A 12,895-nucleotide genomic window follows, 5' to 3' on the forward strand; every position below is an offset into this window, starting at 1 on the left:
CAATAGATTATGGGCTAGTGAAAGCCAACCGGCGTCGAGCGTTATTTATCCGAGATCCTGAAGCAGAAAACGCCGGAAGCCCCGGTTATTTTTCAGTGGTCCAAATACACTTTCCGGCTCTGTCATTCAACGTACAGCTCCTTTAGGGGGCAGCCGTTGGAAATGCAGCATTTTCCCGGCTGGACACGTCCAGTACTCCATTTCCCGCTTAAACAGCGGAGAGGACGGTACGAATGTGGAAAGTGGCAGCGGTCGCCTTGTCCCCGGATTTTCACCGCTAAGGAGAATAGATAAAATCTGGGACAACAACGATTGGAACAACGGTCCGTTCACGGAGCATCTACCCAAGTAGCTTACTTATCTCCACGTATAAAAAACGGCTGAAGAAAGGGAGCGAAAGGTTATTGAAATCGATTTCATTGATGTTATAATGGGTTTATCAAACCTTGAAAGTATGTGAACTGATGAAGGATAGCAAAATTATCGATGTTGCCCGGATTGCCAATGTCTCACCTGCGACGGTATCCCGCGTATTAAACGGCAGTCCTCTGGTAACCAAGGAAACGCAAAATAAGGTATTGAAGGCCATTCAGGAATTGAATTACACACCGAACGCCATGGGCAAGCAACTCCGATCCCGAAAGACCATGACGCTCGGCGTCGTCGTACTCGATATCGGGATATCTTATCATGCCGAGATTATTAAAGGGATAGAACAAAAGGCAAACGCAATGAATTACAAAATCCTCATCTGCAACTCACAGAATGAGAAGATGAAGGAACTGGAGTATTTGTCGCTGCTTCAGAACCGGACTGTGGACGGCATTATCCTGGTATCGCCAATGCTGAGCGACGGGGAGATCGCATCCTTCGCAGGTGAAGGCTATGCCATTGGGGTGATCGGACGGCGCCTTGGACACCTTAACATTCCTTGCTCCACTACGGATAACTGGAAAATCGGCCATGATGTTGTCACTCACCTGGTGGCAAACGGGCACCGGCGGATTGCTTATCTGAACGGCTATGAGGACGCGCTGGACAGCATCGACCGGCTGGAAGGGTTCAAGGCGGGGCTGGCTGAAGCGGGATTACCTTTTCTGCCGACACTGGTTGACAAGGGAGATTTCTCCGAAGATGGCGGATACGCGGCTTTCCGCCGTTTATGGAAAGAGAGCAGCGATTTTACCGCGGTATTTGCCGCCAATGACGAGATGGCACTTGGAGTATACAAAGCTTGCTCTGAATATGGCATTGCAATTCCGGACCGCATGGCGGTGGTGGGTGTCGACAATATCCGGATTACCAACTATGTATCGCCTAAGATTAGCTCCGTTGAACAGCCGCTGTATGAGTTGGGGGGGCTACTCGCGGACAAGGTTATTGATCAGATCAACGGTGATCTCGAGCCGGGTCAAAAGGATTTTGTGATCAATTCCAGGTTGATTGTCAAAGGTTCTTCGCAAAAAGGAGCTGATTCGATATGAATGCCTACTCACGCGGCTAAGAACAAAACTATCTTTTGAGGGGGGATCATACATGAAAATGCCGCACAGAAAAGTAGATCGCTACTTCGGGAAGTTTTTTTCAGTAATGGTAGTTACGATATTTCTGACTATTTCCATACTGTCCATCATTCTGTATATGAATTTTGAGAAAATCGCGCTCGGCCAGTCCTACGATCAGACGATGGACAATCTGGCGCAGACGACGCAGGAAGCCTCCGTGATGGCTGTGACCGCCGCCACGTTCGCCAAGCAGATTCATAGCGACCAGAATATCGCCAATCTGCTTAATTTTCCCGACCTCAGCGCTCAGGACATCGATAGTTCCATCCGCCAGTTAACCAATTACCGTGAAACCTCGCCGTTTATCGATTCCATCTATGTTTATAATGCCGAGTCACGCACCTTCTATATCACTTCGGATATGAGCGTGCCCTCGGTGTTCAGCGAGGCGGAATTTTACGACCAGGAACTGAGCAGCATGCTCCAGCATGTGAATGATTACAAAACACTGATGCCGATTCCCCGTAAGCTGAAGATCGACGGGCTTGTTGGAAACATCGCGGAGCGGGAAAGGGATACGTATACTTTTTTGCTGTATGACACGCTCAGCAAGAAGCCGCGGAAGAATGCGGTTGTCGTCAACATCAAGGAGACGCAGCTGCAAAAGCATATCGACGGTTCGCTGACGAATGATCCGACGAATACCTTTCTGATCGACGAGAACGGCACGCTTGTCACGAACAGCTGGAAGACACCGATGCTGACCAACCTTAAGGGGACGCCGTATATTGACCGGATCTTGCGCGAACCGGACGATTCCGGGTATTTTGCCGCTGAGGTGGATCATGTCAAAAGTCTAGTCACTTACAGCAGTCCGGACTATTTGGGCTGGAGATATATCCGCATTGTGCCTTATTCAGTGATCAGCCGGAATATCGATAGTATGCGGATCAAAACGCTGATCGTTGCGGGGGCTATCCTGTTCGCCGGACTCGCAATCTCCTCACTGCTGTCCCGGCGGATCTTCAGCGGGCTGAACCATAAGCTCTCCCGGCTGGGAAAGCTGGAAACAGAACAGCGGGAGAGCGTCCAGGCGATGCGCTCGGAATATCTCCGCAGCCTGTTGAACGGGTATACACAGATGAACGCCGGGCATGCAGCCGCGCGGTTTGAACGGTACGGCATTCCGCTGGATCCTGCGCAGCCGGTCCGTGTCCTGCTGATTTTGGTGGACGATCACCTGCTGTTCGTGAACCGGTACAAAGCGGAGGACCGCAAGCTGCTGCTCTACGGAGTGCTCAACATTGCCCAGGAGCTCTTCGCCGCCGCTGGCATTCCAGCCGCTGCGGCGGATATCGGGGATGAACAGGCGGCGGTGCTGCTTCAGATGTCCGGCGAAGCCGAAGTTGACCGGGAGCGGTGCAGAGATTATGCCACTTGGATTCAAACTGCGGTCAGCGAATATTTAAAGCTGTCGGTTACAGTATCCTCTAGCCTGAGCGGTCCGGGGATCGAAGCGGTGCATGCCCTGTATCAGCAAGCAGTGGAAGCCTCATACAGCTGGGTATTCAGCGGAGCCGGCAGCCATATCGAAGCCGAAGAGGTGGAACAGAACAAGACCAAACGTTATGAATATCCGCTGCAGAAAGAGAAGCAGATGATTGATGAGCTGATGCTGGGGCGGATAGCTGATGTAAGGCAGCTGTTCCGTGAGATCATTATAGATACGGCTGATTATACCTATATATCCTACCAGTTTGCTGTTTCACACCTGACCTTTGCGCTGCAGAACGCACTGCGGATTATCCGGCAGCATTCTCCATTGAACGAGGACTGGGAGTTCATTAACCTGCACCTGTATATGCCTCACTCCCGGGCAGAGACGATGGGGCAGTTCATTGACCGTTGTATGTCCCTGTTTGATCAGCTGGAGAATCAGATGAATGAACGGAAGAAGAGCCGGCAGGATGAATTGCCGTGCCGGATCAAAAAAATTCTCGATGAACGTTATGCCGATCCGAATCTGTCTCTGGACATGCTGGCAGACGAGCTCGGCATGTCCGCCACCTATCTCGGGCGCGTGTTCAAACAGCATACGCTGCAGACGATACTCGGTTATATCCAGGAGGTGCGGATGAGCAGAGTGCGTGAGCTGCTCCTGCATACGGATGCCCCTGTCGGAGAAATCGCAGAACGCGCCGGTTTCTCGAACAGCCCGTATTTTTTTAAAGCGTTCAAGAAGTACAACGGTGTAACGCCTGCGGAATACCGCAGAACGGGCCGGGACCGAACGGATGAGGACGGTGTAGGGTCAGGCATTGCAGCTGAATAGAAGGGAAGGCGTTCCTTGGCGGAAATCGCATAGGAACGCCTTTTTTTACGGATTGAGGTAGCAATTAAGCAGTCAGTTCGGGATAAATTAGTCTGCTTTTTAAGCGGAAAGTGAGTCATATCGCATATGGTAAGTTGCCCGGAAATAGTCTCTCTCCTAGTATAGAGTTTGTAGCCGGGAGTACCGGCGGAACATACATAACAGAAGGAGAAGGAGGCCGATTCGATGTCCGGAAAGGGCGGGATCATCCGGGAGCTGCGTCAGAGCAAGACGCTTCTGCTAATGATTGCACCAACCATTGTGTTTTTCATTGTGTTTAGTTACATCCCGATGATAGGCGTGTATTACGCCTTTACGAATTTTGATTTTGACGGAGGGCTGTTTGGAAGCCAGTTTGTCGGGCTGGAGAATTTTAAGTTCTTATTTAATACTGGAGTGCTGTGGAATCTGACCAAGAATACCGTGCTGTATAATCTGGCGTTCATTTTACTGGGTAATATCATGCAGATTATTTGTGCCGTATTCCTTGCTCAACTGTCCGGCAAGCTGTTTAAGAAGACAGCCCAGTCGCTGATGTTTCTTCCCTATTTTCTGTCCTGGGTGCTGGTAGGCGCATTCGTCTATAACCTGTTCTCAGATCTTGGGGTAGTCAACAGCGTACTTAAGCAGATTGGACTTCATTCTTATGATTTCTACCTGCATACGGCACCGTGGAAGTTCATTATTGTGTTCTTTAGTGTCTGGAAAGGCCTTGGCTATGGCACTGTCATTTATTTGGCGGCCATTATGGCGATCAGCGATGAATATTACGAAGCAGCGAAAATCGACGGGGCGACTATCTTTCAGCAAATCCGCAATATTACGCTGCCGTTGTTGAAGCCTACATTCATTCTGCTGATTCTGTTCAGTCTAGGCGGCATTATGAAGGGGCAATTCGATCTGTTCTATCAGATTATCGGCAACAACGGTATGCTCTACGATGCCACAGATATTATCGACACATTTGTGTTCCGTTCCCTGACAGTCAATTTTGACATCGGTATGGGTACGGCAGCCGGACTGTATCAATCATTCTTCGGCTTTGCTTTAATCATGATTGTCAATTACATCATCCGTAAGACGAACAAGGACTACTCTTTGTTTTAGAAAGGAGGTATACGCATGAGTACCCAAGTCAAACAACTAGCCAAAGCGGATGCCTCCAAAGGCAGCCGGATCAAGCAGGACAAAGAAACCATCGTTTTTAATATCATCGGCTACACGCTGTTGACACTCGTTTCCCTGATCTGTCTCATCCCCTTCTGGCTAATCGTCGTCGGTTCTTTTACCGATGAGATGGAGATTATCTCAAAAGGCTTTCAATTGTTCCCGGACACGGTCTCTTTCGAGGCGTATAAGTCCTTATTCAGTACGCCGGAGCAAATATACCGGGCTTATGGTGTAACGATCGGTGTGACCGTCGCCGGTTCGCTGCTGGGCATTTTCCTGACCTCGATGGCAGGGTATGTCCTTTCCCGCAAGGATTTCGCGATGCGCAACAGTATTTCGTTCTTTATTTACTTCACAACGCTGTTCAGCGGCGGCCTGATTCCCTGGTATATTCTCATGACCAAAAATCTGGGGCTCAAAGACAGCTATTGGGCGCTAATTCTGCCTCCACTGCTGAGTGCCTGGAACATTATCCTGATGCGCAGCTTCATGAAGTCGATCCCTGAATCTATAGTAGAGTCCGCCAAAATTGATGGCGCCGGTGATTTCAAAATCTACCAGAGGCTGATTCTGCCGCTGTCGACGCCGGGACTCGCCACAATCGGGCTGTTTCTAGCACTAGGCTACTGGAACGATTGGTTCAATGCCAATATGTTCATTACAACGGATAGTAAATATCCGCTGCAATTCCTGCTCTATAAAATCCTGTCCAGCGCAGCGGTGCTGCAGACGAATAACGGGGCCTACCTGGCCGCTAATGTCGTGCCGCCGACAGAAACACTCAAAATGGCCGTTGCTGTAGTGGCGACAGGGCCAATTATCCTGCTGTATCCTTTCGTTCAGCGCTACTTCGTGAAAGGGCTTACGGTTGGAGCGGTCAAAGGTTAGAACCGGCTTGCCGGCTAACATAGTATTTTTTGTAAGTAATAAAGGGCAAGGTCAGACAGGCTCGAAGCATTTAGCACATTCATTGAGGAGGAATCAAGTTGGGAAAAATCAAAAAAAGATGGACGCTGCTCGTATCGCTCTCCATGCTGGCATCACTGCTGGCAGGCTGTGGCGGATCGAATAACAATGCGGCGGGAAAGAACAATCCGGATCCGTCTGGAAGCAATGCCAGTCCGTCGGCAAGTGAGGCTACAGCAAAAAAGGTAAAACTGACCTGGTATCTGGTCGGCGATACGCATAAGGATATGGACGAGGTGATGGCCAAATGGAACAAGATGCTGGAAAAGGATCTGAACACTACGGTCGATCTCAAGTTTACTACCTGGAACGACTGGCAGACTAAATATAATCTGCTGCTAACCTCCGGTGAGAAGATTGACATGATCTTCGCATCAAGCTGGGCAGATTTCTACAAGTTGTCCAAGCAGGGAGCGTTCCTGGATCTGACGAAGCTGCTTCCTGAATATGCGCCGGTAACCTGGGGCAATGTGCCGAAGGATGACTGGGGCTCCGTCACGGTCGGCGGCGGTATCTATGCAGTGCCGAACACGAATCCGGAATACACGCCATCCGGCTACGTCTACCGGGAGGACTGGCGCAAGGAATTGGGCCTGCCGGAGTTCTCCGACCTGAATTCGATTGAGGCTTACATGGATGCCGTGAAGACGAAGAAGCATGTTACCCCGATCAATGGCTTGGTCTATGATAACGTGAACGTCTTGTTCAAATCCTGGAATGATTTCCAGATGATTGGTGGAACCGAGCTGATCGGAGCCACTTCTTACGATACTCCGCGTGATATTCAAATCGTACCGTTTACCGACAAGTATGAAGCTTGGGTCAAGAAGATGAAGGAGTGGGCAGACAAGGGCTACTGGAACAAAAACTCGCTGTCCTCGAAGCAGGAAGCCGGCGATTTCATCAAGACCGGACAAGGAGCAATCTACTGGCGTAACCCGTCCAGTGCCGGGGGCTTTATTAATGAGGTGAAGGCCAAAAAACTGAATATGGATATCGGCTACTTCCCATTCACTCGGTTCCACAATTATGTAATGCCGACACTGCCAAGCTCGAACGCGATGGCTATTCCGAAGAGCTCGGAGAATCCGGAACGCTCGCTGATGGTGCTCGACAAGCTTCGCAACGACCCTGTTTACTTTGATCTGATGACCTACGGGATCGAAGGCAAGCACTGGGCCAAGGGCAAAGACCCCAAAACGATTGTCATTCCGGCACCGGGTGTCGATCTTAATGTGACGCCTCGTTTCGATATCGCAAGCTGGGGCTGGCGCTATGCGCCCAACATGCTGAAAGAAGAAGGAGGCTGGGACGGTCTCGATAAGCTGAAGGAAGAATTCAAGCCAATCAGCAAGCCGGATATTTTCGGACCTATTTATATGGATTATGATCCGGTCAAAACCGAGCTTGCAGCAGTTAACCAGGTGTTTGAGCAATACGGCAAACCGCTGATGCTCGGACTGATACCTGATGTGGACGCTGCACTCAAGACCTACCGCGACAAGCTGAAAAAAGCCGGAATCGAAAAACTCCTGGCTTATGTGAAGGAACAATCGAATCAGTACTTTGACGAAAAAGGAATTAAATAATACTTGGAATGATGAGGAACAGCGGCGGAGGCAATTTCGCCGCTGTTCCGTTCATAATCAGAGAAGAAAGGGTCAAGTCATCCAAACTGTTAGCACTATAAGGGCATTTTGAGAAGTTCATATTATTCAGGGAGAGTGAACTGTTATGGCAATCAAAAAAATGCTGACTCTGGCAGTTGTTCTGGCTATTTCCGTGCCCATGGGGGCGGTGTCCTCACCTCAGCAGGCGCAGGCTGCAGGTGAAAACGTACAGGTATGGTTGTCCAATCCCAATACAAATACTTGGTTGGCAAGACAATCGGATGTCAGCTTCTCTGCATCCAGCGCAGGTGCCGACTATACGATTGGTGTCAATGAGGGAAGAACGTATCAGACGATGGACGGTTTCGGAGCTTCACTCACAGATTCATCCAGCTGGCTGCTGCAAAATAAACTGTCTGCAGCCAAAAGAACCGAGGTCATGAACCAGCTGTTCAGCGCTGGCGGCATCAACATCAGCGCCCTCCGCCAGCCGATCGGCGCTACTGACTTCAACTGGGAAATGTGGACTTATGATGATACGTACGGGAATAGTGATGATATGAACCTGAGCGCTTTCTCCCTCTGGAGGGATGAAGCCTATATCCGCCCTATGCTTAATCAGGCCTATAACGTTAATCCGGGCCGCATCAAGCTGTTCGCCGCCCCATGGAGTCCTCCCGCCTGGATGAAGGAATCAAAAAGCCTCTACGGTGATGCGAGCGGCACCTTGCGTAAGGAATGCTATGATGCCTATGCCAATTATCTGGTGAAATATCTACAGCAGTATGCCGCACTTGGAACGCCTATCTATGCCCTCTCCCTGCAGAATGAACCGAAAAATGCCCCACACTATCCCGGACTTCTAATGTCTGCCGGTGAACAAAGCAATCTGATCAAAGTGCTGGGACCGAAGCTGGCACAGAACGGACTTAACACTCAAATTATGGCTTATGACCATAACTATGACGATATTAGCTATGCCAAGTCAGTGCTGGAATCTGACGCATCTGTCTATACGCAGGGCAGTGCTTTTCATTATTATTCAGACCTCAGCCATTCCAACCTGACCACGCTGCATAACATGTTTCCAACCAAACGGATCTGGTTCACGGAAGGCGGCAGCGGAACATGGATTGGCGGCGGGACGAACGCAGGAATGTTCCAGGATCTGATGATGCATACGATCCGCTTCCCCAGAAACTGGGCAAAGTCCTATATCATGTGGAATGTCGCGCTGGATCAGAATGGCGGCCCTGCGCTCGCCGGAGTTGATACGGCCAACCGCGGCCTGCTGACCATCCGCTCTGACACTACGGACTCAGTTACCTACAATCCGCAATTTTACGGTCTGGGGCACAGCAGTAAATTTGTCGACCTGAATGCGTCCCGTATTGATTCGAATACGTTTGAGAACAGCATGGAGGACGTAGCCTATAAAAATCCGGACGGCTCCATTGCGCTTGTGTTGTCCAACCGGCTCTCCAGCACTAAAACCGTCAAGATTCAGTGGAATTCCCAGTCATTCACGTACACGGTTCCTGCCGGTGGTGCGATCACATTCAAATGGTGGTCCAACTCGGCCCCGGTGACCGGCGGCACCTATAAGATTTTGAGCAAAGCAAGCGAAATGGCCCTGGATGTGACTGATGGTTCTACGGAGAATGGCGCGCTTGTCCAGCAATGGGAATATGCAGGCGGAAATAACCAGCGGTGGACGATCAGCGATGCAGGAAGCGGGTATGTCAACATCGTTAACACAGCCAGCGGTAAAGGCCTGGATGTGATAGATGGCTCCACCGCGGATCGTGCGGGCGTTCAGCAGTGGGCGCTTACGGGTACAGGTGGATATAATCAGCAGTGGAAGCTTGAAGCAGTTGGCGGCGGCTATTATAAGGTTGTGAACAGACAAAGCGGCAAAGTGCTGGATATTCCAAGCTCTTCAACCATGAACGGTACCAAAATCCAGCAGTGGTCCTATTTCGGAGCGGACAATCAGCTATTCTTCTTTGTGGCACCGTAAGGTTTGATTTGTACGCCAAAAAGCCCGCACAAACGCGGGCTTTTTGGCGTGTGGTGCGCCCTGCACGGGCGATAACCTGGCGGTGGAAGTTCGTTACAGGCTTGACAGTTAGCGCCGCAAGTCGATTTCAAAAGTCTTAATCTCATAAGGTTCAAGGACAAAGCAGATGTCAGCATCGTTATGCATTTCGCCATCTGATTGTTCCATCAGGTTCGTTTCTCTCCATCCATGAATCTGCAGACCGCTCGTCAGCTCCAGCGTGTTGGAGCTTCCGGAGTAATCGTGAATACGCACGATGATGCAGTCTGAATCCTCTGCTTTTTTGACTGCCGAGATCATAGCAGTATCTCCCGACAAGGCGAACATGGAGCGGCTTGGCTGTTCTGCATGCCCCTTCGTATAGCGAATTGGGGCATTCAGGAACCAGGCTTGCTTGACGGTCTGTCCGGCCAGCCAATCCCCCTGATGCGGTAGAAGGGCATAGGTGAAGCGGTGCAGCCCCTGATCCGCATGCGGATCAGGATGTGTAGCGCTTTTGATCAGCGACAGCCGCAGGACATTGTTTTTAATATCATAACCGTACTTGGAGTCATTCAACAGGCTGACACCGTACCCTTTGTCGGACAGATCAGCCCATTGATGCCCGACCGATTCGAAGCGCGCCCAATCCCAGCTCGTATTCCAATGAGTCGGCCGTTTCACGTTGCCAAACTGAATGTCATAGGTTGCCTCTGTAGACCGGATGCCAACCGGAAAAGCTGCCTTCAGCAATTGCTGCTTCTCGTGCCAATCGACTTCGGTCACATAATCAATACGCCGGTTCGCGGCATAGACAATCAGGTTCTGCGTAATTGTGGAATTCCGGTACTGCCAATGGAACCGGATGACGGCCCGAAGCGAACCGGTCTCCATTACTTCGATTGCCGAACAATCTCGAATCTCAGTCATTTTTTCCTGATAGAAGATATCAATATCCCAAGCTTCATGTGCCAGAGGCTTGTCCTCAAACACCTGCAACAGATTACCGTTAGCTCCTTTAGCCAGTACTTCCCGCCGTGCTGCTTTATCGTAAATGCGGGTTAACTGCCCGGCTTCGTTCCACGCTAATTGATAAAAAGGGGTTTCGATTCCACGTTCTGTATGAATGAATGGTGCCAGCCCGGAATGGACGGATTCAGCATCGTCATGGAAATGTATCGTTGTATACCCGAGCGAAGGTATATCTTTCACCTCAATATACCAAATGCCAGTATCCAGCTGTGCATTCAAGCGCAGCCCTGCATCGTTTAACCAGTAGCCCTGCTCCATGCCCGTAGAAGCGGGAATAGTCACAAGCTCTGTAATACACCATGGTGAGGAATTCCATACTGAGAAGCTGCCTGCTGTTATCCCTGTAGCGATCGCAGCCCGGGCTTGTGTGTCGATCTGACTGCCGATCTGCCACGCTTCTTCGTATTCGACTCGGCTGTCTTCGTACACCTCCTGGATGGAAGAGCCGGGAATGATGTCATGGAACTGATTGCGCAGAATGATTTTCCAGCCTGAAGCCAGCGGTTTGGCTTGGTACAGATTCCAGTCTTCCTGCAAAATGCTTTGCAGAGCATTCAGCCACTCGGCTTCACGATAGGCCAGTTCGAGCTTACGGTTCATCTGTTTGTTATAAGCTTGGCTGGTATACGTTCCGCGGTGATACTCCAGATACAATTCGCCGTCCCAGGTATGAATGTATGAATTGGTATCCGCCACCGTCTGCTGCAGCTTGTCAAAATAGGCATCCGCACGTCCGGTAGTTACCTTTGGGAGCCCGGGCAACTGATCCAGCCGCCGCCGCATCTCGAGCATTTCGCGGTTCACGCCGCCACCGCCGTCACCATAGCCATAGGACAGCAGCAGTTCCTGATTCATCTCCTTGTCGCGGTAGGCATCCCATATTCCTTTGACCGTCTTGGGGATGATTTTCCCGTTATAGGTGTAGAACCATGACCCTGGCTCCGACCACGGTTCAGGTGTTGTGATGAAATGGGTCAATACCTCCGAGCCGTCAATGCCGCGCCAATGGAACGTATCGAAAGGCATCCGGTTATACTGGTTCCAGCTGATTTTCGTGGTCATGAAGGTATGAATGCCCGATTTTTTCAAAATTTGCGGCAGGGACCAGCTGTAGCCGAACACGTCCGGCAACCATAAGTATCTGCATTCGGAACCGAACTCCTCCTTAAGGAAACGTGTACCGATCAGCAATTGCCGAACTAGCGATTCGCCCGAGGTAAGATTGCAGTCGGCTTCAAGCCACATGCCGCCACCAGCTTCCCAGCGTCCTTCCGCAATTCGCTCCTTGATGGATTCGTATAACTCCGGGTAATCTTCTTTCACATATTCATATAGCTGGGGCTGTGTCTGCAAAAAAACATACTCCGGGAACATCTCCATCAGCCGCATCACCGTAGAGAAGGACCTCGCACATTTCTCGCGTGTATGCTTAAGACGCCACAGCCAGGCAACGTCAATATGGGTATGGCCAATACAGGTGATGGTCACATCGGAAAGTTTGTCCATAGCTTCCAGGCAGGCGGTAAGATGGTCTCTGGCTTCGTAGACAGAGATGAAAAATGCCTCTGATCCGGGGTCTGCCCAGTCGATCATACGGAAGGATTGCTGGAGCACTTGCAGCAGCTTGGTCCGCTCCGGCGCATTTGGGTCCAGGATTTTTACGGTTTCGAGAATGGCCGTCCCGGTGAACACAAGATCGTCTATTTTCTCATCCAGCCAACATAACTCCGCCTGTTTGAGGGTATGGGTCTGATTGCGCGGTTGTCCGCCTCCTTCAAGACCCGACCATAAACGGAAGACCAGCTCAGCAGAGTGGCCTGCCGCCGAAGCCGGAAGAAACACTTCCTTATGATTGGAATCGACGCCTTGAAAGGGTTTGCCTTCCCAATAGAAAAGGGATTCAAATCCGGAGTTGTTTCCACCCCCGGTATCGCCAAAATCAAACAACCCGACGATGCGCTTATTTTCCCATGATAAAGGGATTTCAGCATGCGTATGCAGCCACAAATAGAGATCCCGGCCACTCCAGGTCTCGTTAATATGCATGGTCTGCCAATGGGCTTCGGCACCTGGTACTGTAGGATTAATATCTTCCCGGCGGTCTTCACAAGCAAGAAATACGCTCAGCGTCTTCCGGTCCCGGTAACGGAGTGTGGATAATTCATGAATACGTGCCTGTAGCTTGTTTTCGGTAAGGAACATT

Annotated in this window: 7 protein-coding genes and 1 pseudogene; 6 read left to right on the top strand and 2 right to left on the bottom strand. The window is 50.6% G+C overall.

Annotated features, from left to right (window positions below):
- Positions 1-48 precede the first annotated feature (48 nt).
- Positions 49-126 (bottom strand): annotated as a pseudogene (locus A3849_RS34135) (transposase); the annotation flags it as partial.
- 338 nt (positions 127-464) lie between these two features.
- Here A3849_RS34135 and A3849_RS30355 point away from each other — a divergent pair.
- From A3849_RS30355 to A3849_RS30380, 6 genes are all read left to right on the top strand, one after another.
- Positions 465-1,484, top strand: a complete 1,020-nt coding sequence (locus tag A3849_RS30355) for a LacI family DNA-binding transcriptional regulator (protein WP_074114791.1) — start codon at positions 465-467, stop codon at positions 1,482-1,484.
- A gap of 52 nt (positions 1,485-1,536) precedes the next feature.
- On the top strand, positions 1,537-3,837 hold the full coding sequence (locus A3849_RS30360; protein ID WP_074114792.1) for an AraC family transcriptional regulator: 2,301 nt from the start codon (positions 1,537-1,539) through the stop codon (positions 3,835-3,837).
- A 225-nt stretch (positions 3,838-4,062) separates the two neighbouring features.
- Entirely contained in the window at positions 4,063-4,983 is a 921-nt protein-coding gene (locus tag A3849_RS30365; protein WP_074114793.1) for an ABC transporter permease, read from the top strand.
- A gap of 15 nt (positions 4,984-4,998) precedes the next feature.
- Positions 4,999-5,934 carry a carbohydrate ABC transporter permease gene (locus tag A3849_RS30370; RefSeq protein WP_074114794.1) on the top strand — a complete coding sequence of 312 codons (936 nt, stop codon included), beginning with the start codon at positions 4,999-5,001 and terminating at the stop codon, positions 5,932-5,934.
- A 98-nt stretch (positions 5,935-6,032) separates the two neighbouring features.
- A complete protein-coding gene (locus A3849_RS30375) occupies positions 6,033-7,601 on the top strand; it encodes an extracellular solute-binding protein (protein WP_083613736.1) in 1,569 nt (522 codons plus the stop codon).
- Between the two features lie 145 nt (positions 7,602-7,746).
- The gene (locus A3849_RS30380) at positions 7,747-9,642 is read left to right on the top strand and encodes an RICIN domain-containing protein (RefSeq protein WP_074114795.1); all 1,896 of its coding nucleotides are present in this window, start codon (positions 7,747-7,749) and stop codon (positions 9,640-9,642) included.
- Positions 9,643-9,750: 108 nt separating this feature from the next.
- Here the strand turns inward: A3849_RS30380 and A3849_RS30385 are convergent, their stop codons facing one another.
- On the bottom strand, positions 9,751-12,894 hold the full coding sequence (locus A3849_RS30385) for an alpha-mannosidase (RefSeq protein WP_074114796.1): 3,144 nt from the start codon (positions 12,892-12,894) through the stop codon (positions 9,751-9,753).
- Position 12,895: the final 1 nt, after the last annotated feature.

This window comes from Paenibacillus sp. P46E, assembly GCF_001909095.1.
Taxonomy (GTDB): Bacteria; Bacillota; Bacilli; order Paenibacillales; family Paenibacillaceae; genus Paenibacillus_AQ; species Paenibacillus_AQ helianthi.

Excerpts from the sequence above, each read along its gene's own strand:
- A3849_RS30355 (WP_074114791.1), top strand. The coding sequence starts at position 465 with ATGAAGGATAGCAAAATTATCGATGTTGCCCGGATTGCCAATGTCTCA.
- A3849_RS30360 (WP_074114792.1), top strand. The coding sequence starts at position 1,537 with ATGAAAATGCCGCACAGAAAAGTAGATCGCTACTTCGGGAAGTTTTTT.
- A3849_RS30365 (WP_074114793.1), top strand. The coding sequence starts at position 4,063 with ATGTCCGGAAAGGGCGGGATCATCCGGGAGCTGCGTCAGAGCAAGACG.
- A3849_RS30370 (WP_074114794.1), top strand. The coding sequence starts at position 4,999 with ATGAGTACCCAAGTCAAACAACTAGCCAAAGCGGATGCCTCCAAAGGC.
- A3849_RS30380 (WP_074114795.1), top strand. The coding sequence starts at position 7,747 with ATGGCAATCAAAAAAATGCTGACTCTGGCAGTTGTTCTGGCTATTTCC.
- A3849_RS30385 (WP_074114796.1), bottom strand. The coding sequence starts at position 12,894 with ATGTTCCTTACCGAAAACAAGCTACAGGCACGTATTCATGAATTATCC.